This window comes from Nocardia nova NBRC 15556 (genome assembly GCF_001613005.1).
Classification (GTDB): domain Bacteria; phylum Actinomycetota; class Actinomycetes; order Mycobacteriales; family Mycobacteriaceae; genus Nocardia; species Nocardia nova.
Map to the genome: position 1 here is coordinate 18,131 of NZ_BDBN01000034.1, position 23,009 is coordinate 41,139.

A 23,009-nucleotide genomic window follows, 5' to 3' on the forward strand; every position below is an offset into this window, starting at 1 on the left:
CCGTACTCGGTTCGGGGCCTACCGTGGAAGATCCGTCGAAGTTCGTCGCGGGCAAGGAGAACCCGATGATCGACATCATCACGTTGCGAGGAACCGGAGAGCCCCGGAACGCGGACGGCAGCCCCGCGGGCATGCTGGCCGCGGTCACCGATCTGCTCTCGACCGACAGCTTCAGCTTCTTCGAACCCGACTGGCCCGCCTCGGTCGGGCCCGACCCGAATCTGTGGGGGCCGTCGCTGGACACCTCGGTCCGGCTGGGTATCGCCGCGGGGGTCGAGGCGATTCAGCAGTCGCCGAATGTCTGTGCGCTGCTGAGCTATTCGCTCGGCGGCATCTGCGCGAGCCGGATACTCGAAGGGGTGGCCTCGGGTGAGTACACCAACACCGACGGCAGCCCGCTCGAGATCGCCTTCGCCGTCTTCATCGCCAACCCCCTGCGCAAGGCCGGCGATTCGGTGAACAACCTGTGCCCGCCCACGACGTACGGCCTGCACGGTCAGCACGGCGCCTGGCCCGCGGCGGTCGCCACCCACGAGTACGCGAACCCGGGCGACATCATCACCGCGTCTCCGGCCGACTCGCCGCTTCGCGTCATCGACGTGGGCATCTCGCCGTTCTCGTTCGTCGAGGGCGCGCGTTTCGGCAACGCGAGCTATCTCATCTTCGCGCAGCTGCTGGAGTTCCTGATGTCGAATCCGGTGGCCAACCTGCAACGATTCGCCACCGCCGTCAACGGCGTGATCGGTTATCTCACTCCGTATCCCGACGGCCAGCACGTGCTGTATCCGGCACACGACATGCCGGGCACCGATGTGACCTGGACGACCGCGGCGGCCAACTACATCACGGAGAACTTCGCGTAGGGCCGATCACCGCGCCGGCGCGCCGGACCGGCGGGCACACGTGCGTGGATGTCGGCCGGAGGCAGGGGAACCGACCAGACGAGGCGAGCACCCCGCTCGACAGCGCAGTGCCCGCCCAGCAGCCGCGCCCGTGCGCTCGAGCCGAGCAGCGGCGGCAGGAGGATTCCGACCGGACCGGTGGCTTCGACGACCACCGTCACCGTCGTCGTGACCGACACCGTGACGACGACGGTGTCGGCGCCGGGTTGGGCGACGAGGTGCCGCACGGCCTCGTCGATCACCGCTTCGGCGTGCAGGATCAGATAATCCGGGGCCGCGCGCACCGGGCCGGTGACCGCGGTGACGATGCGGAGCAAGGTGTGACCGGCGTGGCGGCGCATCACCTCGTCGATGCGCATCAACAGTCCGGCAACGCCGGCAGCACGGGGGGCGGTGGTGACCGCTGGAGTCTCAGCCATCGATCGGCCCGACCTCTCTCGCCGAGAAAACGAACCGACCCTGCGGTCTAGAATCGGCACGCCCTACCGATCATGGCCGCAGGTCCGGACATTCGGGTACGGAACCGGCAAATTCGGTGCCGGCGCGCAGGTCACGCCACCGCGCGCAGATGCCGGGGGCGCGTGGGTTCGGCGAGCGCCTGGTCGCGCAGACCGCTGAGGACGCGGCTGAGGATCCGCGAGACCTGCATCTGCGAGATACCGTGCAGCGCAGCGATCTCGGACTGGGTCTTGTTCTCGTAGAAACGCTGGATCAAGATCTTGCGCTCCTGCTCGGGCAGCGCCTCGATCAGCGGTTTCACGGTGATGGCATCCTCGGTGAACTCGTAGCGCGGTTCGTCGACCGCCAGCCGGGCGCCCAGCGGCGTGGGGCTGTCGCTCTCGGCGGACTGGGTTTCGTCGAGCGAGTCGCACAGATAGCTGTTGGCCGCGACGGTGGCCTGCACGACCTCCTCGACCGGGACGTCGAGGGCGCGGGCGAGTTCATGGCTGCTGGGCTCGCGGCCGAGTTGCTGTGACAGCACCAGGCTGTGCTGGGAGATGCGGGCGCGCAGTTCCTTCATCCGGCGCGGCACCTTCACCGCCCACCCGCTGTCGCGGAAGTAACGCCGCACCTCCCCCATGATCGTCGGCACGGCGAAGCCCAGGAACGGTGCGCCCCGGGAAACGTCGTAACGGTCCACCGACAGCACCAGTGCGAGATTGGCGACCTGTTGCAGGTCCTCCCGCGACTGGCCGCGGCCCTCGTACCGGCGGGCGATATGGGCGGCCAGCGGCATGCAGTCGGCGATGATCTGCTCCCGCAGCCGGGCCCGGCGCGGGTCGGCGGCATCGAGTTCGGCCAGCGCACGGAAGGAATCTTCGATTCCGTCATAGGAATTGCGGCCACCGTCGTCGCGAGCGGTCGCGGAACGAGGCGAGGCAGCAGTGGTATCGGTGCTCATGATCGTCTCCGCAGCTTCCGTATGAACCATGCCGCCCTGGGTATCCGCGGCTCGGACGCTCAAACAAGATTTTTCGGTCGAATCCGTCCGAACGACGGCGGCGCCATCCCCGCCGCGTGTGCTGTACTTGCCGGGTGAGCGAGTCTGGTGAGCCGGCCGACGTGGTCGACGCGGTGGTCGAAAAAACTCTCCTCGGTGGTCCCCGCCGCTACACCCGCGCTCAGGTCGCCGAGCTGTCCGGGGTCTCGGTCGACAGCGCCCGCAAACTGTGGATCGCCTTGGGCTTTCCGGCGGCGGCCAGTGACGACGAGGAGGCGTTCACCGAGGCCGACGTCGCGGCGGTACGCACCTTCTGCGCGTTGGGCCCGGCCTCGAATGTCAACGAGCAGAACCAGATTGCCGCGGCCCGTACCCTCGGGCAGTCCATGGCGCGGCTGGCCGAATGGCAGGCAGACCTGATCACCCGCGAACTCGGCGCCGGCACCGATGCCGAGGCCACCACCCACGCCATCGAGGTGCTCACCGACCTGCAGCAGTACGCCTGGCGGCGCCATCTGGCCGCGGCGCTGAGCCGGTCGCTCGAATCCGACGGCGCCGCACGGCAATTGCTCGTCGGCTTCGCCGATATGGCCGGCTACACCCGGCTCTCGCGCCACCTCGACCCCGACGAGCTGACCGATCTGCTGGAAGCGTTCGAAACCGCCACCACCGAGGCGATCACCGCCCACGGCGGCTGGGTGATCAAGAACGTCGGCGACGAGGTGATGTTCGCCGTCGACGATCCGCACCGGGGCGCGCGCATCGCGCTGGCCCTGCACGTGGCGATCGGCCGGGCGGCACAGAAGATTTCGGAGATGCCCCAGATCCGGGTGGGCCTGGCCTACGGTCCCGTGCTGACCCGCTTCGGCGATCTCTACGGCACGGTGGTCAACACCGCCGCACGGCTGACCGGTGTCGCCCGTCCCGGCACGGTGCTCGTGGACGACGGCGCGGCCGCGGCCCTGGCCGGCGACACCGAATTCTCCCTCCGTCACCTACGCAGCGTGCGCGTGAAGGGATTCTCCCGCCTGCGTTCCCATGTGCTCCGGGAGCGTCAGCGCAAACAGCGCTGACGATCATGCCGCCGCGGCTATGTCGTCGCCGCGGCCGCCGACGCGATCACATCGGCCACCACGGCCGGCTGGGAGACGAGCGCGACGTGTGACGCCTGCACCTCGCTGGTGTGCGCGCCGATCCGGCCCGCCATCCACCGTTGCGCGGCGGGCGGGATCACGGTGTCGTTCGCCGAGACCAAATACCAGCTGGGCGTGTTCGACCACGCGGGCGATCCGGACGGCTCGACATTCGCCGCCACCGCGAGCGATTTCTGGTGGGCGAGCATGGTCGCGGCCGTGGCGTCGCTGACATCGGGGGCGAACACCTGATGGAACGACGCGTCGGCGATGTAGGCGTCGAGGTTGCGGCCGAGGGCGTTGCTCGAATCGTCGACGACCTTCATCTGCAGTGCGGGCGGCAGTAGTTGGCTACCGGGGAAACGGATCGGATCGAGTGCCAGGGCCACCGGCTCGCCCTGCGCCGGCGCGAATGCCGCCACGAACACCAGCGCCTTCACATTCGGATTGTGGATGTTCGTGATCACCGCGCCGCCGTAGGAATGGCCGACCAGGACCACCGGACCGGAGATTCCGGCGACGGTCTTCTCGACCGCCGCGGCGTCGTAGGCCGGTCCGCGCAGCGGATTCTCGGGCACCACCACCTGGTATCCCCGCCCGCGCAAATCGCCGGCGACGGCGTCCCAACTGGTGGTGTCGGCGAACGCGCCGTGAACCAGCACGATCGTCGGCATGGTCTGAGCGTTCGCGGGTCCGAGTGCCGCCACGACGAAACCGGCGATCAGCGCGAACACGATCGAAACGGCTTTCGCGAAACGGGTGATCCTCATGGCTGTCCCTTCATCGCTGCGCCGGCGGGCATGCGCGCACGGCCGGCAACCAATGGGCAAAGGCGACCTGGCAGCGACGATAGCGCTCTCGGGAGTAGACCGGCAGCCGATCCGGAAGATCCGTTCACCCGGCCCGGAAGCGGAGTCGACGGGAAACAGCAGGGCTTGTTTGGCCGCGGTACGACCGGGTATCTCGGGCGTCGGCGCCGGGAAGCCGGTGACCGGCCACCAGTTTTCCCCACCGCGACCGGAATGAGTTTGCGCATGACCGTGACCTGGACACCCGCCGTTGTTCCCGCCGAGCACCGGGCCCACCCGGATCCGCACCTCATGCCGGTCGACGACAAGCTGCCGGGCTGGCAGCGGGGGCAGGTCACGTGGTTCAACGCCGAGAAGGGGTTCGGCTACCTCACCAGCGCCTCCGGTGACGCGGTCTTCGTCGACTACCGCACGATCGACATGCCCGGCTACAAAACTCTCAGCCCCGGGCAGACGGTGGTCTTCACCGTGACCCACGCCAGCGGCGGGCCCGAGGCCACACAGGTCCTCCCGTACCCGCACGCCGGCGACGAATCCTGACTGCGGAGGCGAATACCTCGGCCGTGACGGGGTACCGGCCAGATGTCGGCTGCCGCCGATCCGACCCGACCGTCACGACGAAAGCAGAGATGTGAAAGCCGAACGCCTGGTCGAGGAATCGTTCGAGCTGGTCGCCCGCGTCCGGCGCGCCCGCGTCTTCCATCCGCGCGGCCTCTGGTTCAGTGGGCGCCTGCACTCCGCGCCGGCCTTCGAGAGGTATTTCGGGGACGGAGAACGCGACGTCGAGGTTCGCCTGTCCAAGGCCCTCGGCATGCCGGGACGGCTGCCCGACGCCGTGGGAATCGGACTGCGCGTGCAGACCCCCGGCGGGCGCTGGGACCTCGCGCTGGCATCGACACCCACCGGCACGCTGACCCGATTTTTCGCGATACCTGTCCCGTCGTGGCGCCACGCGACCTACGGGACGCTCATGGCCTATCGGTTCGACGGCGGCGCACCCCAGTGGATATTCGCCCGGCCGGACGCCGATCAACCTGCGGACGCCTCCCTGGCGACGCTGCACGAATACACGACCACTCACGGCCTCGGTTTCACACTGACCGCCGGGCGACTGCACGGACCCGAGGAACCGTTCGCGAATCTGCGGCTCACCGCCGAAACCGTCGCCCCACCGCCCGAGGACGCCGTCGACCCGACCCTGCACCACCCGCCCGGCGTCGCGCTGGCGCCGGGGTTCGTCACTCGCATCCGGCGCAGCGCCTACCGGGGCAGCCGCGAAGGACGCGGCGCCGAGCGACCGTAGCAGCCGGTCGAAACCACTGCGGCGCTGAGGATTTGGGCGCTGAGGATTTCGCCCTTCCGTCAGGCGGCGGGCCGGGGCAGGTCGGCCGACAGGCCCATGATGTCGTTCCACCACGAATCGAGGGGGCTGGGGTCCGGCCAGCTCACCGCAGCCGGTTGTTCGGCCGGCATCGAGGCCACGGCTTCATCGTCGACGAATACGGAATCTCTGTTACTCGGCATGCGGCTCACTCCTCGTTCCCCCAAGATCACTGCTGACTACCGAAAACCCCGATCCCGGCCTGCCAAACCACTTTTTCGTCACACGCCCCGGACCGTAGGGTTGCCGACACAGGCCAGTGAACTCTTCTCCGCCCAGCAAGGAGTGGAATTGCCGATTTTCACCTTCCGCCGTGTCCTCACCGCCGCCGCGATTTCGGGCGCCGGACTCGCCGCACTGGCACCGAGCGCGGCCGCCCAACCCACCATCTACCACCCGGTGATCACACCGTGCAGCCAGCAGTTCCGTACCCCGCTGGAACCACCGCGACCGGGCACCGAGGTGTATTGGAGTCCGTTCGGCACCGCCGGCATCGTGTGCTACGACGACGGCACCGGCATTCAGCGCTACTACCAGCGTGATCCCGCCGGCAGCTGGCACGACATCAACGAACTGCTGCCGGGCCAGCACTTCTATGTGATCTTCACGTCCACCGTGCCGGACCGGGCCACCTGGGGCTGAGCGAACCGGACCGCTGCCACGCCGGCGGCCCCGAACCCTCCCGGATACGCGAAAACCCGGGTCGCACCCGGGTTTTCGTGAGCGGAGCGGAGTTCAGCGGGTGGCGATGATCGCCGAACCGTGGCCGAACAAGCCCTGGTTCACGGCGATACCGGCGCGGGCGTTCTCCACCTGACGACCGTCGGCCCGGCCGCGCAACTGCCAGGTGAGTTCGCAGATCTGAGCGATCGCCTGCGCCGGGATGGCCTCACCGAAGCAGGCCAGGCCACCGCTGGGGTTGACCGGCACGCGACCGCCCAAAGTGGTTGCGCCGCTGCGCAACAGCTCCTCGGCACCGCCGATCTCACACAGCCCGATGTCTTCGTACCAGTCCAGTTCCAGCGCGGTGGACAGGTCGTAGACCTCCGCGAAGGACAGGTCGGCGGGGCCGAGCCCGGCCTCCTCGTAGGCGGCGTCCGCGATCGCGGACCGGAACGAACGCGAGGGCGTATCGAAGGCCACCGCCGAGTCGGTCGCGAAATCCGGCAGATCGAGCACGGTCTTCGGGAAGGTGGGCGTGACCGTCGACAGCGCCCGGATGCGGACCGGGTCCGCGATGCCGTGGCGGCGGGCGTAGTCCATCGACGTCAGCACCAGCGCGGCGCCGCCGTCGCTGGTCGCGCAGATGTCGAGCAGCCGCAACGGATCCGACACGATCGCCGACGCGGCGACCTCCTCGGCCGCGACCTCCTTGCGGTAGCGGGCATAGGGGTTGTTCAGGCCGTGCTTGGCGTTCTTGACCTTGACGGCGGCGAAATCGTCGAGCGTGGCCCCATGCAGCGCCATCCGCCGGCGCGCGTACAGCGCGAAGTAGATGGGGTTGGTGGCGCCGAGCAGGTGGAAGCGCAACCAGTCCGGATCGTCGCGGCGTTCACCGCCGACCGGCTGGAAGAAACCCTTCGGCGCGGCATCGGCACCGACCACGAGCGCCACATCGGTCAACCCGGCCAGAATCTGGGCCCGCGCGTTGGCGATGGCCTGGGCGCCGGAGGCACAGGCGGCGTAGCTGCTCGAGATGCGGGCGCCGGACCAGCCGAGCGCCTGGGCGAACGTCGCACCCGACACGAATCCCGGGTAGCCGTTGCGGATCGTGTCCGCGCCGGCGATGTAGCCGACGTCGCGGTGGTCCACGCCGGCATCGGCCAGCGCCGCCCGCGCGGCCACCAGGCCGTATTCGACGAAGTTGCGTCCCCATTTGCCCCACTGGTGCATGCCCGCACCGAGGACGGCGATATCGCGATCGTTGTCAGGCATCGACCGGCCTCCACATCCACACCGTGTGTTCCGCTTCCTCGTCCTCGTACAGCACGCCCAGGGCCAGTTCGACCGGCATGCCGACGGCCAGGTCGTCCACGGTGAGGCCGCGCACGACCTGCCCGAGAATCACCATCTGCTCTTCCTCGAGCTCCACCGCTGCGACGACGTAGGGCTCGAACGGATCCGGCGAGACATAGGGCGCGGGCGGTTTGTAGCGGGCGTCCGCGTACGACCAGATCCGGCCTCGCGTGGAGAACAGGTACTCGACCAGCTCGGATCCGTCCTTGGGACTCGCACACTGCGGGTTGCGGCAGGCCAGGGTGTTCCGAGGGAAATACGGTGTGCCGCACACATCGCAGCGACTTCCCTGGAGACGTACCGTGCCGTCGTCCGCAGTGAACCAACCTTCCACGGCGGGGCGTTGTTCTTTCTGCACAGCGCCGACGATATAGGAACACGTTCTACTTTGGCGAGGAATTCCGCTCCGCCGATGCGCCCCCGCGGGTACGGTGAGACCTCGTCGAGGACGGTCCCCACCCGCGAGCCGATCGGGAGTACGCAACGCGATGGGCGTGAAAATCATTGACCCGCAGTCGATTCGCAACGTCACGATCGTGGGCGAGCCCGAAGAGACGACGGCGCTCATCCGCCGGCTGCGTCGCCGGCCCACCGCACCCGGGTCCCGCTCAGCGGTCACCGTCGAGTGGGTGACCGACCGCGCCGAGCACACGGTTCGCATCACCGAACTGTCGAGCCACGCGCCCATCGCGGAACTCGAACGGGCCATCCGGACGGCCGACGGAGTGGTCGTGCCGATGAACGCGGCCGCGACGAGCGCTCCGCGACTCGAGGCGATACTGCGGGTGGCCGACGACCACCAGGTCGCACGCCTGTGCCTGGTGCGCGGACTCGACCAGCACGCCGCGGACTTCGGTCACTGCGTGCGCACGGTCGCCGCCACCCGCGGAGCGGTGCCGGTGACGCTGCAGATGCCGCTCGGCATCGGCGCCGAATTCGAAGGCGTCATCGATCTGGTACCGATGTGGGAACTCGAACCGATGGCCGCCGAATTCTTCGGCAGTCACTGGCCGGTGGCCGTACAGCGGTATCACGAACTCGTGGACACGGTGCTGGCGCAGGACACCGCGCGGCCCCGCCTGCCGGGCCCGGGGAAGATGCCACCGCGACAGTTGCACGACCGGATCCGCCACCTCACCCGGATCGGCGATGTCGTACCCGTCCTGTGCGATGCGTCGCCGCACACCGACGACATCACCGCACTGCTGGACGCGATGGTCCGGTACCTGCCGTCGCCGATGCATGTCTGCCAGCCGGAGCATGCCCTCGACCAGTGAACGACCCGGCGCTACCCACACACGCGGGGGATTCGGCTCACCGGTAGCGAGCCGAATTCGTCACGTTCACCAACCGGAGCCGGAGCCACCCGAACCGGTGTTGGAGAGAATGGTGCCGATCACCATCTGCAGGATGCCAGCGACTGAGCCAAGAAATTCCACGGTGTCCTCCGACTTACTCATCGCCGAGTGTCCGGCGTAGCCGTGAACCTAGCTCAGCAATCTTATGAAAGAAGGACGTTTCAGAAAATTCGCCGCACTCGACCGAGTCGGCGCACGCCTCGCTTCCCACGTGAGGACACCGAGGACCGACACTCTACCGGTCGGGAAAGTCTCATCCGAAACGATCACTGCCGGCCCGCGACCTTGCGGCAATCGGCGTTTACCACCTTCGGTCCCGGGTAGCTCGCCAGCGAAGCGACCGGCGAGGAGGACCGGATGAACGTCACCGATGCGGTCAAGGATCGACTGGGCACGGTGGTTACGAAAGTGGTGGGCGCGGCCTCCGGGTACGGCCATCCGCAGTCGGTGACGATCGCCCGCCCGCGCGAGGATGTGCAGCGGCTCTGGCGCGATCCCCACCGGTTGTCCCGGGTGTTCGGGGATGTGGCCTCGGTGAGCAGCGAGGACGGTCACCGGTTCGAGTGGCGGCTGGGTTCGCACGGCAACGAAACCGACACGTGGACAACCACACTGACCGAAGGTCCCGGAACACTGCGGTTCACCGGCACCGAGGCCGCCGGCGCCGCCCTGCAACTGAACTTCCGCGACGCGCCCCGCGGGCTGGGCACCGAAGTGACCTTGTCGGTGCTGGCGCCGATCGCCGATGTCCTCACCGATACCGCCGCATTCGCGGTCCTCTACCGTGCGCGGGCGCTGCTGCAGACCGGCGAGATACCGACCCTCGCCGGTAATCCGAGCGCGCGTGCCTCCTCGGACGAATAGGAACGATTCATGCGCGCACTGTGCTGGAACGGGGTCAACGATCTCGCCGTCGAAACCGTGCCCGACCCCTCGGTGGTCAACCCGCACGACGCGATCGTCGCGGTCCATCTGAGCACCACGTGTGGTTCGGATCTGCATTTCATCGACGGCTACCTGCCCGGGATGCGGCACGGCGACGTCTTCGGACACGAATTCGTCGGCGAAGTCGTCGATGTCGGGCCGGAGGTGAACCACCGCACGGTGGGTGAGCGCGTCGTCGTCCCCTCGTTCATCGGCTGCGGCTCCTGCTGGTTCTGCGAACACGAACTGTGGGCGGCATGCGACACCACCAACCCGAACGCACATCTGCAGCGCCCCGCGCTCGGCTATCCGACCGCCGGCATCTACGGCTACACCCATCCCTTCGGCGGATATCAGGGTTCGCACGCCCAATACGTGCGGGTGCCCTTCGCCGACGTCAACTGCTTCCCCGTCCCCGGGGAGATCACCGACGAACAGGCCCTGTTCGTCTCCGACGCCGTGCCGACCGGTCTGATGGGCGCCGAATTCTGTGACATCTCTCCCGGCGATACGGTCGCGATCTGGGGCAGCGGCGGGGTCGGCCTGATGGCCGGGCACTCGGCGCGGCTGCTCGGCGCGGATCGCGTGATCGTCATCGACCGCTATCGGGAACGATTGGCACTGGCGCGCAAGCATTTCGACGCCGAAACCATCGACTACACCGCGGTGGACAGCGTGCAGAACACCATCGCCGAGATGACCGGCGGCCGCGGCCCGGACGCGTGCGTCGACGCGGTCGGCATGGAAGGGCACGGCACCGGACTGCAGAACGCCTACGACCGCGCCAAACAACTTCTGCGTCTCGAAACCGACCGCGCGACACCTCTGCGCGAGGCGCTGCTGGCGTGCCGCAAGGGCGGTGTGGTGTCGGTGCTCGGCGTCTACGGCCTGACCGACAAATTCCCGATGGGCATCGTCACGAACAAAAGCCTCACGATCCGCAGCGCGCAACAGCACGGCCAGCGCTACGTGCGGCGCATCTTCGACTACATCCAGCAGGGCGACCTCGACCCGTCCTACCTGATCACCCACGACCTGCCCCTCGAGGACTCCGTACGCGGATACGACATGTTCAAGAACAAACGGGAAGGCTGCGTGCGCGCGATCTTCCGCCCGTGACCCGAGCCGCGGTCCTCACCCTGCTCAACGACGCTCTCGCGAACTCGATTAGCATTTTCGCCGCGTCACATACGAGCTGAGTGGAGGGTGGGTTTTCATGGCCAAGAAGGTCATCGTCGAGCTGGTGGACGACTACGACGGCAAGTCCGATGCCGACCAGACGGTGCACTTCGGCATCGACGGAGTCGAATACGAAATCGACCTGTCGACCAAGAACGCCGAGAAGCTGCGCAAGATCTTCGAGCAGTGGACCGAGCCCGCCCGCAAGGTCGGCCGAAACCGCAAGGGCGCCGTCAAGTCCGGTACCGCCCGCACGACACCGGACCGGGAGCAGACGGCCGCCATCCGGGAGTGGGCGCGCAACAACGGCTACGAGATCTCCAGCCGCGGCCGCATCCACAAGGACATCGTCGAGGCGTACAACAAAGCCGGCTAGACCCCGGTCCGCCCGGTCACGAACCCGCCAACGTCACGGCGCGCGCCATGAGCGCGTCCGCGACAGCGCGGGGACGACGGCCCAGACCGCATGCGCAGGCGACGCCGTCGACGCGGCGGCCGAGCGCATTCTCGATGGTGCGCAGCGTCTTTCGCTGCTCGTCCGCGGTGGGTACGTCGTGGACGACGCCCGCGTAGAAGCGGGTGCCCGCGGGCAGGGACAGATCGGCGAGGGGCGCGTAGAACCGGGCCCCGGCCGCCGGCGGTCGGTCGCCCGCGGCGAACGGGACATGAACGTATTCCAGGGTGCGTCCGGCAGGCCAGTGCCGCGCAACGGAATTGGCCAGGTCGACGAAGGGCCGTGCGGTGCGCAGCGGCGCACCCTTGTTGTGCAGGCTGCCCAGGCACAGGTGCACGCCGATGCGGGTGCCCTGCGGTGCCGCGGCGGCGAGTGCCGCGATGCCGCGGCCCGAGCCCAGCACGCGTTCCACCATGCGATGCGCGGGCTGAGTCAGCGCCATCGCCACCAACTCCGCGGTCGCCTCCAGCTGGATCACGACATCGTCGCCGCCCATCCGCGCGATGGTGGCGATCTCGCGTGCCGTGGCTTCCGTGAACGGCGCGCGCCCGGATCGAATCCCTTTGGGCCCCAAGGCGACGAACGCCAGGGTGAGGTCGGTCGGCATGCCGATCTGCAACGCGAGTTCGGGCCGGCCGAGGTCGGCGCGCACGGCGGAGAAGATCGGCAGCGCCTCGGCGGCTTCCCCGGCATATCCGAGGTCCATCCCGGCCCCGGTCGGCGTGCGGCCCGGCGGCAGGCGGTACCGAGGTCGATCGCGCCGAGTCCGCCACTCCCCCGCCCGGGCGACCTCGAGCGCGCCCTGAGCGACCAGGTCTTCCAGGATCGGCCGGACGTAGTACTCGTAGCGGCGGGTCTCGCCGGTGGGCAGGGTGTGTAACAACGGACCGGCACTGTCGGCCATCGCCCGCATCGCCTCATCCGTAGTCGTGGCGGGGAAGCTACCCACGAAATGCACGCTCCGCGAACGCATTACCACATCGTACAAGTCGCGGGGCACATGTTCTGCCGAACGCGGAACCGGGCCGAGACGCTCGCCGGTGCTGCCGGGCGCGCCGCAGGAGCCGGCCTGCGCCGGTCCGCGCGGACCGGCGCACATCGGGTGTTTGCACACAATTTACGGGCCCGAATTCTCCGCGAAGCCCAGCCGGCCACGATCGGCCCTAGACTCGCAGCCACGTTTCGGATATCGAGACGACTCGTCGTTCGACCAGTGCCGCGCGAACTCCGTCTGCGCGCCTCACCGAGGCGCCACCCCGCTGTCCGGGCTCGATTCGGTGCACCTGTGCTGCCGCTGAACCTTCCCGGACCGTCTCCCGGGAGGTAACGATGACCGGCTCGTCCAGCACTGTCTCGCACGCACGGGAGACCCACGCGCGAGAGACCACCGTCCACCTGCGCACCCCCGGCGAGTCGTTGACCAGCGGTGCGCAGCGCGCGGCCGCGCCGGCGTCCACGACGATCCCGGCCGCGGCGGAAATCGGACCACCGCGGCAGTTGAGCGCCCTGGATCTGCATCTGCTGGACAGCGAAACCGCAGCGGCGCCCATGCATATCGGCGCCGTGATGCTGCTCGATTCGGGCCGCGGGCCGCGCGGCCCGCTGGATGCCGGCACACTGCGGCGGCTGTTCGCCGCCCGGCTGCACCTCGTGGCGCCGCTGCGCCGCCGGGTACGCACCGTGCCGCTGGGCCTCGACGAGCCGTACTGGGAAGATTGCGCCGCCGTCGATCTCGGTTTCCACGTGCGGCACGTGCGATTGCCCGACGGTGCGACCGACGCCGACCTCGCCGACTACGTCGCCCGCCGCCACGCCCAGCCGCTCGACCGATCCCGTCCGCTGTGGGAATGCCATCTCGTCTCCGGACTCTCGGGCGGCCGTCAGGCGGTCTACACGAAGGTGCACCACGCGGTGATCGACGGCGTGTCCGCGGCGGAGATCATGGGCGCGATCCTCGACATCTCCGAAACCCCCACGGCCACACCGCTACCCGAGGCCGGTATGCGCCGCGATCGCACGCCCTCGATCGTCGAGATGCTGGCCCGCAGCGCTCCCAAGGCGGTGACCCGCCAGTCGGCCCGCACGCGCGCTGCCCTCGACGCGGTGCCGACACTGCTGCGCACCCGGGACGCATTCCGCGCCAAGCACGACGATGTCCCGTTCAACCAGCCGCTCACCACGACCCGCAGCGTCGCCTACACCTCACTGCCCCTCGCGGCGGTCAAGGCGATCAAGAAATCGATCGACGGCACCGTCAACGATGTCGTGATGGCTCTGTGCACCTCGGCGTTGCGCAACTGGATGCTCGACCGCGAACTTCCCATCGACCGGCCCCTGCTGGCCGCGATCCCGGTCTCGGTGCGCACACCCGAGCAGTTCGGCAGTGCGGGAAATCAGTTCTCGCTCATGCTGTCCCAACTGCCGATCGGGGAGAACGATCCACACGCCCGGCTGAAACTGCTGCACAACAATCTGCTCGTGGCCAAGGACCGGTTCGGCAAACAGCCACCGACCCTGCTGCACGAACTGACCACAATGCTCACACCGGCCCTGCACGGGCTGCCGACGCGTGCGCTGCTGCGCGCCGCGGCCCCCACCCTTCCCCTGGTCAACCTGATCGTCTCGAACGTCCCTGGACCACAGCTCCCGCTGTATCTCGACGGAATCCGCGTACTGGCCAGCTATCCGGTCTCGGTGCTCACCGAGTTGTCCGGCAGCCTGAACATCACGGTGATGTCCTACGACGGTCACCTCGACTTCGGCATCGTCGCCTGCCCGGAAGCCGTTCCCGACGTCTGGGACATCACCACCCACCTCGCCGATGCGCTGTCGGAGTTGCAGCGGAGCTCGTGACGCGACGCGCGACTTTGGTAATATGACTCTCCAATAACGAGAACGTCATATACGCACGAGGGGTCCGATGGTCGACGATCCGCACGCCGGGGCGGGCCCGGGCGGGCCACCGTGGAGCCAGGCCGAGCTGTCGCGCCTCATGGACGTACGCCCTTGTGGCGCAGGACATTACGTAGCGCCCGCGCACGGTCCGACGGTCCGCAACGTCGTCGAGGCCGGTCAGATGCTCGGCGACGCGATCGTGGCGGCCGCCAAGGAAGTGCCACGACAGCGGGTGGTGTCGGCGTCGATGATCTTCTCGCGGGTCGCCGCCCACGACGCGCTGCTGGACGTCGAGGTCGAGGTCCTGCACTCGGGTCGCACCTACAGCACGGCGCAGGTCCGGGTGCGCCAGGACGACACACTGCGGTGTGCGGGCACGGTGCTCCTCGACGCCGGCGCGCCCGACCTGATCCGTTCGGCCGCGCCGATGCCGGTCGTCGATCCACCGGACGAGTCGACGCCGCTGGATATTCCGGGAACGGAGGTCGACGGCCGCGACATGCGTGTGGTCGGCGGCGCGTACAGTCCCGATCCCGGACATGTGGGCCCGCCGGAACTGTTCGTATGGACGCGGTACCGCGACGCGCCGGATGCCTACTACCTGCACGCGGCGCTGCTGGCGCAGTCGTGCGCGCACTGGACGGTGGCCGCGGCGCTGCGGCCGCATCCCGACTACGGTGAATCGATGGCACATTCCGCGATCTCGACCGGAATCACCATGGCCACCATCGCCTTTCACGACGAACCGGATGTGACGCAGTGGCTGCTGTACGGCACCCGCGTCGTCTACGCCGGACGCGGCCACGCCCAGAGCGAAGGACGGGTACACGCCGCCGACGGACGATTGACGGCCACCTACAGCGTGCACGCGATGGTGCGTGCGTTCCGGCCGGCCGATACCGCTGTCCGCACCCGGGCCGGCACCGTACTCTGACCATCCGTATTCCGGGGCAACACGTTCGGAGGAACACATGCAAGCGTCCGGCTTCGCCGAGTGGCCCGACTATCGCATCGACGTGCGGCGCATTCGCAATCTGGTCCGCGTCTCGCACGACGACCGGCACCTGGCCGAGACCACCGCGAGTCTGCTCGTGGCCGAACAGGATCACGGGATCGTGTTCTACATTCCGGTCGCCGATGTGCGCTTCGACCTGCTCACCCTGGACGAACAGCTCACCTCGCGCTGCTCCTTCAAGGGCCGGGCCCGGTATTGGCGCCCGCACGACAGCGCGGAGCCGATCGCGTGGGAGTACACCGATCCCTATCCGGAGGTGGCGTTGATCCGCGACCACATCGGCTTCTATCAGGATCGGGTCCGTCTCGAGGTCGGCGTGGCGACCCCGGCCGTGTCGGGTGTGCGGCAGCGGGCGGAGGCCGGAAGCACACCGCGCGCCGCCGAATAGTCCTCAGCACCCCCCGTCGGCGGTGAAGGGATGGCGCAGCTGCGCCGGATAGGCGGTGGGATAGTCCGGTTTCGCCGCCATGCCGAGTTCGGCGGAGGTGAATCGGCGCGCGGGATCGAAGGAGTAGGTCCGGTAGAGGTGGTCCCAGATCAGCGTGAACAGCCCGAAGTTCACATCGCCGGCACCGGCCCATTTGAGGTGGTGGAAACGGTGCCCCGCGTTGAGGGCGAGCACGTGTTTCGCCGGGCCGACGCGGTAGTCGGCATTGGAATGCTGGAGCAGCAGTTGCACGGCGACCGCCACGGCCAGCGCGCCGGCGACATGGACCGGCAGGCCGGCCAGGATCAGGGGCGCCACCCCCGCGGCCGTTTCGATCGCCTGGTGCACAGGGTGTTTCATCAGACCGTTGAGTCCGTAGAACCGGGTGACGCTGTGGTGCACGGCATGGAATCGCCACAGCACGCCGATCTTGTGGCTGGCCAGATGTACGGTCGTGATCCCGAAATCGGCGACCACGATCGCCACGAGAGCCTGGGCCAGGAACGGCCAGTGCCGCGGCCAGAGATCCGGGCCCGGAGCCACGGCCGCCACCAGCGGAATCACCGCCACACCGGCCAGAGTCATGGTTTCGTTCACCACGGCATGGATGCGGTCGCGGCGAGTGTCGTCGTGGTCGGTATTCCACGACCGCTCGTACGGAATGACCCGCTCGGTGAGGAACGACGACGCCACGGCGATCATCAGCAGCGGTAGCAGCCACACCTCCGCAGCGCCGGCGGCCGACAGGGCGATCGCGGCGCCGTCGATGCCGAGCAGCATGAACGGCACATAGCAGTAGCGCAGAACACATTGCGGGACAGACTGTTTCGTCTTCTTCGCCGTGGTGGTATCGGTCACCGTTCCAGCCTCGCGCAACTGCCGCCGGGGCGATTGAACGATTCGGCTAGGTCGCGGAATCGATGTCCACGCGGACGTTGCGGCTCAGCGCGGACGGCGGCAGGCCGAAGGTGGCACGGCAGGTTCGGGACAGGTGCGCACTGTCGGCGAATCCCGCCGCATGCGCCGCGGCGGTCACATCGTCACCGGCCGCGGTCCGCGCGACGGCGGTCATGACGCGCAGCCACAACACGTACCGGCGCAGCGGCAACCCGACCTGTTCGGTGAACACGTGGGTCAGCCGGCTCGTCGACATCCCCAGCCGCCCGGCCACGGTGCCGGTGCGCACCGGGCCCGCCGCGATCAGCTCGGGGAGCAGTTCCAGCGCGGCGCTGACACCCGGATGGCGCGGCGGTGGTGCGGCCCCGGCGCCCACCGACCGGGTCAGCGCCGACACCGCGGCGCGCAGGTCGCGGACGGCCGGATCGAGGCCGGCCAGGAGCTCGGCGCCCGCCCAGTCCGCGCCGAGACGGTGCTCCACCGCACTACCCAGCGCGGATTCCGGATCGACGAACAGCGCGACCGCAGTACGGGCGCCCGTCATGATCGCGTGCCCGGTATCGGAGGGAATCCCCAGCCGAGTTCCGGTGTGCACGCGCCCGTCGTCGCCGACCACTCGCAGATCCCTCGCCGCGACCATCAGCTGTACCGCATGGTGAGCGTGCCGTTCGGTCGGCCCGATCGCGCCCGCGTACGCCAGCACGCCCGGCAGCAGCAGCGCCGCGCCCGACCATCGCCCAGCATCCGGAACATCGGTTACCGCAACGACTTTCGAGCGATCGACCGCCGCGCCGGCACCCTCGCACCCTGTCTCGCGCAGGAACGGGCCTTCGGCGTCGGAGAAGTCACTCGGCATGTATCGAACCATCGGACGGGAAGCGGGAACCCGCCTATCCTGCCATCCGCCGACCGCACGCGGCAGCGGCTCTCCGCACCGCCTCGGACTCAGGCGATGACCTCCTGGAGTTTGCCGGTGCCGACGTCGAAGACGAAGACGAAGCCGCGCAGCGAGGTCGTCTTCGTCACGAACGGGCTGGCCTCGATTCGCCGAATCGACTGGCGCACATCCGCATCCAGATCGTCGAAAGCCTCGGTAGCCCATTCGGGTTCGATGCCCACCTCGTCCTGAATTCCGCGTTTGAACTCGTCGTCGGTGAAGGTCAGCATGCCGCAGTCGGTGTGATGGATCAGGATGATCTCGGTGGTGCCCAGCAACCGCTGACTGATTGCCAGCGAACGGATCTCGTCGTCGGTCACCACCCCGCCCGCATTGCGGATGACGTGCGCCTCCCCCTCCTCGAGGCCGAGAACGCGGTAGACGTCCAGCCGCGCGTCCATGCACGCCACGACGGCGACGTGCTTGCTCGGCGGCAGCGGAAGCGGTCCGCTGAACTGTGCTGCGTATTCGGCGTTGTTGGCCAGAAGCTCGTCGGTCACGGTCATGATCGCGCCCTTCGTCGGGGTAGCTGCGGACATTCACATGTACGCATGGATCGTGACTCCCGCCCGCCGCGAACACCAGGTATTCGCTCAGCGTGAAGTCAACGGTTGCCGATCGGGTGACACGACCGCCGCGCGTCGGCCGGGCGCGGATTCACGGACGCATCGCCTTCGCCGCGTGCGCGATGCGCGATTCCGGGTGGGCGCGACGAGTGCGCACGCTGTTGACCAGCGCGAGTATTGCGCCCAGGCCGACCAGGACCAACCCGCGCGCCCATATGTCGGCATCGATGCGGGTGAACAGGTAGAGGCAGGAGGCCAGTGCCAGCCACGGAACGAGCGTCGGGACGCGGAAGTGGTCGGTGTCGACGGGATGGCGGCGCTCGAGCAGAACCGAACAGTTCACCGCCGCGAAGACGACGAGCAGAAGCAGAACCAGAGTTTCGGCCAGCACGGCGACCTCGCCGGTGAGCGCGAGGGCGACGGATACGCCCGAGGTCGCCACCACCGCGACCCACGGAGTGCGACGGCCGGGAAGCAGGCGGGTCAGCACCGCCGGCAGCAGTCCGTCGCGTGCCATGCCGTAGGCCAGCCGCGAGGCCATGATGCCGGTCAGCAATGCGCCGTTGGCGACGGCGACCAGGGCGATCACACTGAACAACCGGTCGGGCACCCCGCCGGCCCGGCGCACCACCTCGAGCAGCGGACCGCTCGACCGTGCCAGTTCGCCGGTGGGCACGGCGGCACTGGCGACCACACCCACCAGCACGTACACCACTCCGGCGGTGAGCAGCGCGCCGAACAGCGCGAACGGGTACGAGCGACGCGGATCGCGCACCTCCTCCGCCAGATTCACCGAGGTCTCGAAACCGACGAAGGAGTAGAAGGCCAGCACCGTCCCCGCGAGCACTGCCGGAACCGGACCGTGTTCCGCGGTGCCGATCTCGGTGAGCCTGCCGGGATCGGCGTCACCGCGAACCAGGATCCACGCACCCAACCCGATGATCAGCACCAGCCCACTGAGCTCGATCAGACTCGCCGCCACATTGGCGCGCAGCGATTCCTTGATCCCCCGAATGTTGAGCAACGCCAGCGCGACCAGGAAGACCACGATGACCAGCGCGGTCGGTGCGGACACAAGCGCTTGGAGATAGTCACCGGCGAATGCCCGCGCCAGCGCCCCCACCGACACCACACCCGCGGCGAGCATGCAGAAGCCGACCAGCGAACCGGCGGCGGGTCCCAGTGCGCGGGTCGCGTAGTGCGCCGAACCACCGGCCCGCGGGTACTTCGTCGCCAGCTCGGCATACGACGCCGCGGTGAGTGTGGCCAGTCCGAGGGCGACGGCCAGCGGTAACCAGACCGCACCGCCCGACGCCTGCGCCACGGAACCGATCAGCACGTACACGCCGGCCCCGAGCACGTCGCCCAGGATGAAGAAGTACAGCAGAGGCGTACTGACGGCGCGCTTCAACGAACGGGGCATATCGGCCACGTACCCGCCCGGCGCGCATCGAACCGAAAATGCCGGTGACCGTGCGCCGACATGCGGGTCGCCGGACGGCCGCGTTCGCAGCCCTATCCGTCGCCGCGGCGGTCCGAGTCCTCGTCGCCCGGTACCCGTACCGTCCTGCGAGCGCACTCTTTTTCGACCCAGCGGCAGATGATGTCCACGACGTATTCACGCTCGGGCGTGGTCAGTTCGCGGCCCTTGCCGATGCCGTGCGTTCGCTGCAGACAGCTGCGACAGCAGGTGCCGGTGGCGTGCTGAGCGCGAAAGACCGGATGACCGCCCCAGGGAGTCTGCTTCCCGTCCTTCGCGGGATGAGCCGGCGCGAGCCGCTTGCCGATGAGATCGGCCGCGTGCTCGCGCACCACCGTCATGCCACGCAGCGCGACGAACTCCATCTCGGGTTCACGCAGGTGGAACTTCGCCCGGAACGGCTGCCGCGCGATGGCAGCGAGGCGAGCGTCGAGAGTTGCGTGGTCCAGCCGCACCACACCAGCCTAGAACGACCGGCCGACACGACCGTTCGCCCGGACGAGCGGCTACGACAGCTCCGCATCCGGCCACGGTCCGGCATCGGGAGGCTCAGATGTGGATGTATCCGCCGGTGAGCATGCCGTCGTCGAGGCGGGGGGCGATGGACTCTCCCCCGAGTGCCGTGCGCAACTCGATCCGCTCGTCCCGGACGACGTGCATGACGGCATTGATCAACGCCAGGTGCGTGAACGCCTGGGGGTAATTGCCCCAGTGCCGTCCGGTCACGGGATCGATCTCCTCGGCGTAGAGGCCCAGCGGGCTGGCATAGCCGAGCAGCTTCTCACACAACTGTTTGGCACGGTGCTTCTCGCCGATTTCCGACAGCGCCGACACCAGCCAGAACGAGCAGATCGTGAAAGTGCCTTCGGCTCCGGAGAATCCGTCGTCGGTTTCGTCGGTGCGGTAGCGCAGGACGAGGCCGTCGCTGGTGAGTTCGTCGGCGATGGCGAGCACCGTCTTGCGGACGCGTTCGTCGTCTGGAGGCAGGAACCGGACCAGCGGGATGAGCAGGGTCGAGGCGTCCAGTGCCGTGCTGCCGTAGTACTGGGTGAACACACCCCGCGAGTCGACGGCATTGGCGCAGACGTCGGTGCGGATCTCGTCTGCCGAACGCTGCCAGCGGGCGGCACGTTCGAAATCCTGATGGATACGGGCCAGGCGCGCGCCGCGGTCCGCGGCGACCCAGCACATGACCTTGCTGGAGGTGAAGTGCTGCGGCTTCCCGCGCACCTCCCAGATACCGTGGTCGGGTTCGCGCCACACCGCGAGCGCGCTCTTGACCGCCCAGCGCAGCAGCGGCCAGGTGCGCGCGTCGATCTGATCCTGATGGCGGGCGTAGAGATAGACCGAATCCAGCGCCGCACCCCAGACATCGTGCTGGCGTTGCCGATACGCGTCGTTGCCGACCCGCACGGGGCCGGCGTTCTCGTACCCCCGCAGGTTGTCCAGGGTGCGTTCCCGCAGATCGGTTTCACCGCCGATGCCGTAGACGATCTGCATGTCCTCGGCGTTCTCGGCCAGATTGATGATGTGGGAGAAGTAGTCGTTGGCCTCCCAGTTGAAGCCCAGGGTGTACAGACCCCACAGCGCGAAGGCCGAGTCCCGGATCCAGGTGTAGCGGTAGTCCCAATTGCGTTCTCCGCCAGGTGTTTCCGGCAGCGATGTGGTCGGCGCGGCGACGATGGCGCCGGTCGGGGCGAAGGTCAGGCCCTTGAGCGTCAGGGCGCTGCGCGTGAGCTGGGCGCTCCAGGGGTGGTCCGGGAACCGGCCGCCGGCCAGCCAGTGCCGCCAGTGATGCACGGTTCCGATCAGCCGTTCGCGAGCCTCGTCGACGGTTTCGGGAGCCGCCCGGCTCCCCCACGACAGCGCACAGTAGCGGGTGTCGCCGCTCTTGAGCAGGGTGCGGGCCACCGCCCGCGAGCCCTCGATTCCGAGGCGCAGATCCGTGGTGAGCCGCAACGGCAGATCGACACCGTCGGCGTCGGCCTGGGCCAGGTGGTAACTGTCGAGGTATTCCCATGTGGCCCGGGCGCGCCCGTATTCGTAGGCGGGCTGGCAGTCGAGCACGAACTGGATCTGCCCCGTCTCGCAGTGCACGATGCGCAGCAGGATGTGTTCGGCGTCGTAGTCGGTGGGTGCGCGCCGGTGCGCGCTGCGGCCGGGTTGCTGGTGCCGCCACGGGCCGACCAGCAGAACGTCGCGCACGGTTGCCCATCCTTCGCCACTGCGCCAGCTCGTCTCCATGACCATCGTCCCGGGGATGTACCGGCGATCGGCCGGGGTCGCGATGTCGTCAGGAGCGAAGCGGAACGACCCGGCGGAACGATCGAGGATCGCACCGAAGACGCTCGGAGAATCCATGCGGGGCAGACACATCCATTCGATGGCGCCGCTGGGCGCGATGAGGGCTGTGACCTCGGAATCGGAGATGAACGCGTAGTCGTCGATGCGCGGGAAGGCGGTGACCCGGGGCGTGTGTTCCGGATGGTCGTTCATGCGGTGCTCCCATTCGCCACCTGATCGGCCCGCTCGGGCACTGCTTCGATCGTAAGTCCGCCGGTGCCCGGTTTCTACCGGCGTAGGGAAGGCGATGCGAGCATCCACCTGGTTGTCTGGAAATTTGCCGAATACGGCGTGGAGACGCTGCCGCCCGACGACGATGAGAGGGTGACCGACGAAGACGGCAGGAGCGCCCTCGCCACCGCGCAACATCGGGGCCGCGAGGTGCGGCGAGCCTGGCTGGAGACACTGGGGCCCGGGGAGCGGTCGGCGGTGTGGGCCTGGGCGGCGTTCACGGCGACCTTCGGGACCACGCGCGCCCTCACGCACTGGATCCGCGCCGGGCACGGGCCCAGTGGTGGCGGAATGAGTCTGGGCGGCAAGCATTTCCACCACTACAACATCGGGATCGCGACGCTCGCGGCGGTGGGGTTGGTGGCGTTGCGCGGCACCGAACGCGCCCGCCGGCATCCGGTGGTGGCCACCTCCTACGGCGCCGGTTCAGCCCTGATCGTCGACGAACTGGCGCTGCTGCTGGATCTCGAGGACGTCTATTGGGCACGGGAGGGACGGACCAGCGTCGATGCGGCGGTGCTGGTGATCGGCCTCGGCGGGCTGGCTACCGCCGGATTCGAGTTCTGGCCGCGCGCGCACCGCGCATTGTGGGGGCGATGACGGCCCGATACCCGCGGTGAC

Annotated in this window: 26 protein-coding genes; 13 read left to right on the forward strand and 13 right to left on the reverse strand. The window is 68.4% G+C overall.

All coding sequences use genetic code 11. The features are described 5' to 3' along the window. The first annotated feature begins 65 nt into the window (after positions 1 to 65). Positions 66 to 863 (forward strand): hypothetical protein, encoded by a 798-nt coding sequence (locus NN2_RS14770; protein ID WP_063014173.1) that lies wholly within the window; start codon positions 66 to 68, stop codon positions 861 to 863. Here NN2_RS14770 and NN2_RS14775 read toward each other — a convergent pair. Both NN2_RS14775 and NN2_RS14780 read right to left on the reverse strand, forming a co-directional pair. Beyond that, the gene (locus NN2_RS14775) at positions 839 to 1,321 is read right to left on the reverse strand and encodes a hypothetical protein (protein WP_146098737.1); all 483 of its coding nucleotides are present in this window, start codon (positions 1,319 to 1,321) and stop codon (positions 839 to 841) included. The two genes, NN2_RS14770 and NN2_RS14775, sit on opposite strands and share 25 nt — an antisense overlap. A 131-nt stretch (positions 1,322 to 1,452) precedes the next feature. Further along, positions 1,453 to 2,304 (reverse strand): SigB/SigF/SigG family RNA polymerase sigma factor, encoded by an 852-nt coding sequence (locus tag NN2_RS14780; protein WP_063014175.1) that lies wholly within the window; start codon positions 2,302 to 2,304, stop codon positions 1,453 to 1,455. A 134-nt stretch (positions 2,305 to 2,438) separates the two neighbouring features. Here NN2_RS14780 and NN2_RS14785 point away from each other — a divergent pair, with 134 nt between their 5' ends. Beyond that, entirely contained in the window at positions 2,439 to 3,416 is a 978-nt protein-coding gene (locus NN2_RS14785) for an adenylate/guanylate cyclase domain-containing protein (RefSeq protein WP_063014042.1), read from the forward strand. 17 nt (positions 3,417 to 3,433) lie between these two features. Here the strand turns inward: NN2_RS14785 and NN2_RS14790 are convergent, their stop codons facing one another. Beyond that, positions 3,434 to 4,246 carry an alpha/beta hydrolase gene (locus NN2_RS14790; RefSeq protein WP_030518502.1) on the reverse strand — a complete coding sequence of 271 codons (813 nt, stop codon included), beginning with the start codon at positions 4,244 to 4,246 and terminating at the stop codon, positions 3,434 to 3,436. A 264-nt stretch (positions 4,247 to 4,510) separates the two neighbouring features. Here NN2_RS14790 and NN2_RS14795 point away from each other — a divergent pair, with 264 nt between their 5' ends. Then, complete coding sequence (locus NN2_RS14795; protein ID WP_245658709.1) at positions 4,511 to 4,825, forward strand: cold shock domain-containing protein; 315 nt, start codon at positions 4,511 to 4,513, stop codon at positions 4,823 to 4,825. Positions 4,826 to 4,916: 91 nt separating this feature from the next. Continuing rightward, positions 4,917 to 5,588 carry a hypothetical protein gene (locus NN2_RS14800; protein ID WP_063014044.1) on the forward strand — a complete coding sequence of 224 codons (672 nt, stop codon included), beginning with the start codon at positions 4,917 to 4,919 and terminating at the stop codon, positions 5,586 to 5,588. 59 nt (positions 5,589 to 5,647) lie between these two features. Here NN2_RS14800 and NN2_RS37195 read toward each other — a convergent pair whose 3' ends face one another. After that, positions 5,648 to 5,809, reverse strand: coding sequence for a hypothetical protein (locus tag NN2_RS37195; protein WP_156511338.1), 162 nt, complete (start codon positions 5,807 to 5,809; stop codon positions 5,648 to 5,650). 148 nt (positions 5,810 to 5,957) lie between these two features. Here NN2_RS37195 and NN2_RS14805 point away from each other — a divergent pair, with 148 nt between their 5' ends. Beyond that, positions 5,958 to 6,308, forward strand: coding sequence for a hypothetical protein (locus NN2_RS14805; RefSeq protein ID WP_227463012.1), 351 nt, complete (start codon positions 5,958 to 5,960; stop codon positions 6,306 to 6,308). Between the two features lie 93 nt (positions 6,309 to 6,401). Here the strand turns inward: NN2_RS14805 and NN2_RS14810 are convergent, their stop codons facing one another. Both NN2_RS14810 and NN2_RS14815 read right to left on the reverse strand, forming a co-directional pair. Continuing rightward, on the reverse strand, positions 6,402 to 7,601 hold the full coding sequence (locus NN2_RS14810; protein WP_063014046.1) for a lipid-transfer protein: 1,200 nt from the start codon (positions 7,599 to 7,601) through the stop codon (positions 6,402 to 6,404). Further along, complete coding sequence (locus NN2_RS14815) at positions 7,594 to 8,040, reverse strand: Zn-ribbon domain-containing OB-fold protein (RefSeq protein WP_425437945.1); 447 nt, start codon at positions 8,038 to 8,040, stop codon at positions 7,594 to 7,596. Before NN2_RS14815 ends, NN2_RS14810 begins: the two co-directional genes overlap by 8 nt. Positions 8,041 to 8,170: 130 nt before the next feature. Between NN2_RS14815 and NN2_RS14820 the strand changes: the two genes are divergently transcribed. The 4 genes from NN2_RS14820 (at position 8,171) to NN2_RS14835 (ending at position 11,519) form a co-directional block, all read left to right on the forward strand. Beyond that, on the forward strand, positions 8,171 to 8,959 hold the full coding sequence (locus NN2_RS14820; protein WP_063014050.1) for a hypothetical protein: 789 nt from the start codon (positions 8,171 to 8,173) through the stop codon (positions 8,957 to 8,959). Between the two features lie 438 nt (positions 8,960 to 9,397). Next, positions 9,398 to 9,904 carry an SRPBCC family protein gene (locus tag NN2_RS14825; protein WP_063014052.1) on the forward strand — a complete coding sequence of 169 codons (507 nt, stop codon included), beginning with the start codon at positions 9,398 to 9,400 and terminating at the stop codon, positions 9,902 to 9,904. Positions 9,905 to 9,913: 9 nt separating this feature from the next. Then, positions 9,914 to 11,083: a zinc-dependent alcohol dehydrogenase gene (locus NN2_RS14830; RefSeq protein ID WP_063014054.1), complete on the forward strand. Its 1,170-nt coding sequence runs from the start codon at positions 9,914 to 9,916 to the stop codon at positions 11,081 to 11,083. Positions 11,084 to 11,180: 97 nt separating this feature from the next. Beyond that, entirely contained in the window at positions 11,181 to 11,519 is a 339-nt protein-coding gene (locus tag NN2_RS14835) for a histone-like nucleoid-structuring protein Lsr2 (protein WP_063014056.1), read from the forward strand. A 16-nt stretch (positions 11,520 to 11,535) separates the two neighbouring features. Here the strand turns inward: NN2_RS14835 and NN2_RS14840 are convergent, their stop codons facing one another. Further along, positions 11,536 to 12,570 carry a hypothetical protein gene (locus NN2_RS14840; RefSeq protein ID WP_063014178.1) on the reverse strand — a complete coding sequence of 345 codons (1,035 nt, stop codon included), beginning with the start codon at positions 12,568 to 12,570 and terminating at the stop codon, positions 11,536 to 11,538. 356 nt (positions 12,571 to 12,926) lie between these two features. Between NN2_RS14840 and NN2_RS14845 the strand changes: the two genes are divergently transcribed. The 3 genes from NN2_RS14845 to NN2_RS14855 all read left to right on the forward strand — a co-directional run bounded on the left by NN2_RS14845 (position 12,927) and on the right by NN2_RS14855 (position 15,895). Further along, positions 12,927 to 14,450 carry a WS/DGAT/MGAT family O-acyltransferase gene (locus NN2_RS14845; protein WP_082856996.1) on the forward strand — a complete coding sequence of 508 codons (1,524 nt, stop codon included), beginning with the start codon at positions 12,927 to 12,929 and terminating at the stop codon, positions 14,448 to 14,450. 67 nt (positions 14,451 to 14,517) lie between these two features. After that, positions 14,518 to 15,426 (forward strand): acyl-CoA thioesterase, encoded by a 909-nt coding sequence (locus NN2_RS14850; protein ID WP_082856997.1) that lies wholly within the window; start codon positions 14,518 to 14,520, stop codon positions 15,424 to 15,426. Positions 15,427 to 15,463: 37 nt separating this feature from the next. Further along, complete coding sequence (locus NN2_RS14855; protein ID WP_063014060.1) at positions 15,464 to 15,895, forward strand: DUF427 domain-containing protein; 432 nt, start codon at positions 15,464 to 15,466, stop codon at positions 15,893 to 15,895. A 3-nt stretch (positions 15,896 to 15,898) separates the two neighbouring features. Here the strand turns inward: NN2_RS14855 and NN2_RS14860 are convergent, their stop codons facing one another. From NN2_RS14860 to NN2_RS14885, 6 genes are all read right to left on the reverse strand, one after another. Then, positions 15,899 to 16,714, reverse strand: coding sequence for a sterol desaturase family protein (locus NN2_RS14860; RefSeq protein ID WP_082857003.1), 816 nt, complete (start codon positions 16,712 to 16,714; stop codon positions 15,899 to 15,901). 124 nt (positions 16,715 to 16,838) lie between these two features. Further along, complete coding sequence (locus NN2_RS14865; protein WP_082856998.1) at positions 16,839 to 17,687, reverse strand: helix-turn-helix domain-containing protein; 849 nt, start codon at positions 17,685 to 17,687, stop codon at positions 16,839 to 16,841. Between the two features lie 89 nt (positions 17,688 to 17,776). After that, positions 17,777 to 18,274 carry a beta-class carbonic anhydrase gene (locus tag NN2_RS14870; RefSeq protein ID WP_063014064.1) on the reverse strand — a complete coding sequence of 166 codons (498 nt, stop codon included), beginning with the start codon at positions 18,272 to 18,274 and terminating at the stop codon, positions 17,777 to 17,779. 151 nt (positions 18,275 to 18,425) lie between these two features. After that, positions 18,426 to 19,757 carry an APC family permease gene (locus NN2_RS14875; protein WP_063014182.1) on the reverse strand — a complete coding sequence of 444 codons (1,332 nt, stop codon included), beginning with the start codon at positions 19,755 to 19,757 and terminating at the stop codon, positions 18,426 to 18,428. A gap of 92 nt (positions 19,758 to 19,849) precedes the next feature. After that, positions 19,850 to 20,269, reverse strand: a complete 420-nt coding sequence (locus NN2_RS14880) for a DUF4186 domain-containing protein (RefSeq protein ID WP_227463013.1) — start codon at positions 20,267 to 20,269, stop codon at positions 19,850 to 19,852. A gap of 94 nt (positions 20,270 to 20,363) precedes the next feature. Beyond that, a complete protein-coding gene (locus tag NN2_RS14885) occupies positions 20,364 to 22,310 on the reverse strand; it encodes a glycoside hydrolase family 15 protein (protein WP_063910767.1) in 1,947 nt (648 codons plus the stop codon). 171 nt (positions 22,311 to 22,481) lie between these two features. On the opposite strand from NN2_RS14885, the gene NN2_RS14890 reads away from it, so the two are divergent. Beyond that, a complete protein-coding gene (locus NN2_RS14890) occupies positions 22,482 to 22,988 on the forward strand; it encodes a hypothetical protein (RefSeq protein WP_063014187.1) in 507 nt (168 codons plus the stop codon). Positions 22,989 to 23,009 lie beyond the last annotated feature (21 nt).

Excerpts from the sequence above, each read along its gene's own strand:
- NN2_RS14875 (WP_063014182.1), bottom strand. The coding sequence starts at position 19,757 with ATGCCCCGTTCGTTGAAGCGCGCCGTCAGTACGCCTCTGCTGTACTTC.
- NN2_RS14865 (WP_082856998.1), bottom strand. The coding sequence starts at position 17,687 with ATGCCGAGTGACTTCTCCGACGCCGAAGGCCCGTTCCTGCGCGAGACA.
- NN2_RS14855 (WP_063014060.1), top strand. The coding sequence starts at position 15,464 with ATGCAAGCGTCCGGCTTCGCCGAGTGGCCCGACTATCGCATCGACGTG.
- NN2_RS14835 (WP_063014056.1), top strand. The coding sequence starts at position 11,181 with ATGGCCAAGAAGGTCATCGTCGAGCTGGTGGACGACTACGACGGCAAG.
- NN2_RS14825 (WP_063014052.1), top strand. The coding sequence starts at position 9,398 with ATGAACGTCACCGATGCGGTCAAGGATCGACTGGGCACGGTGGTTACG.
- NN2_RS14810 (WP_063014046.1), bottom strand. The coding sequence starts at position 7,601 with ATGCCTGACAACGATCGCGATATCGCCGTCCTCGGTGCGGGCATGCAC.
- NN2_RS14860 (WP_082857003.1), bottom strand. The coding sequence starts at position 16,714 with ATGCTGCTCGGCATCGACGGCGCCGCGATCGCCCTGTCGGCCGCCGGC.
- NN2_RS14850 (WP_082856997.1), top strand. The coding sequence starts at position 14,518 with ATGGTCGACGATCCGCACGCCGGGGCGGGCCCGGGCGGGCCACCGTGG.
- NN2_RS14780 (WP_063014175.1), bottom strand. The coding sequence starts at position 2,304 with ATGAGCACCGATACCACTGCTGCCTCGCCTCGTTCCGCGACCGCTCGC.
- NN2_RS14830 (WP_063014054.1), top strand. The coding sequence starts at position 9,914 with ATGCGCGCACTGTGCTGGAACGGGGTCAACGATCTCGCCGTCGAAACC.
- NN2_RS14790 (WP_030518502.1), bottom strand. The coding sequence starts at position 4,246 with ATGAGGATCACCCGTTTCGCGAAAGCCGTTTCGATCGTGTTCGCGCTG.
- NN2_RS14840 (WP_063014178.1), bottom strand. The coding sequence starts at position 12,570 with ATGCGTTCGCGGAGCGTGCATTTCGTGGGTAGCTTCCCCGCCACGACT.
- NN2_RS14775 (WP_146098737.1), bottom strand. The coding sequence starts at position 1,321 with ATGGCTGAGACTCCAGCGGTCACCACCGCCCCCCGTGCTGCCGGCGTT.
- NN2_RS14795 (WP_245658709.1), top strand. The coding sequence starts at position 4,511 with ATGACCGTGACCTGGACACCCGCCGTTGTTCCCGCCGAGCACCGGGCC.
- NN2_RS14845 (WP_082856996.1), top strand. The coding sequence starts at position 12,927 with ATGACCGGCTCGTCCAGCACTGTCTCGCACGCACGGGAGACCCACGCG.
- NN2_RS14885 (WP_063910767.1), bottom strand. The coding sequence starts at position 22,310 with ATGAACGACCATCCGGAACACACGCCCCGGGTCACCGCCTTCCCGCGC.
- NN2_RS37195 (WP_156511338.1), bottom strand. The coding sequence starts at position 5,809 with ATGCCGAGTAACAGAGATTCCGTATTCGTCGACGATGAAGCCGTGGCC.
- NN2_RS14870 (WP_063014064.1), bottom strand. The coding sequence starts at position 18,274 with ATGACCGTGACCGACGAGCTTCTGGCCAACAACGCCGAATACGCAGCA.
- NN2_RS14820 (WP_063014050.1), top strand. The coding sequence starts at position 8,171 with ATGGGCGTGAAAATCATTGACCCGCAGTCGATTCGCAACGTCACGATC.
- NN2_RS14770 (WP_063014173.1), top strand. The coding sequence starts at position 66 with ATGATCGACATCATCACGTTGCGAGGAACCGGAGAGCCCCGGAACGCG.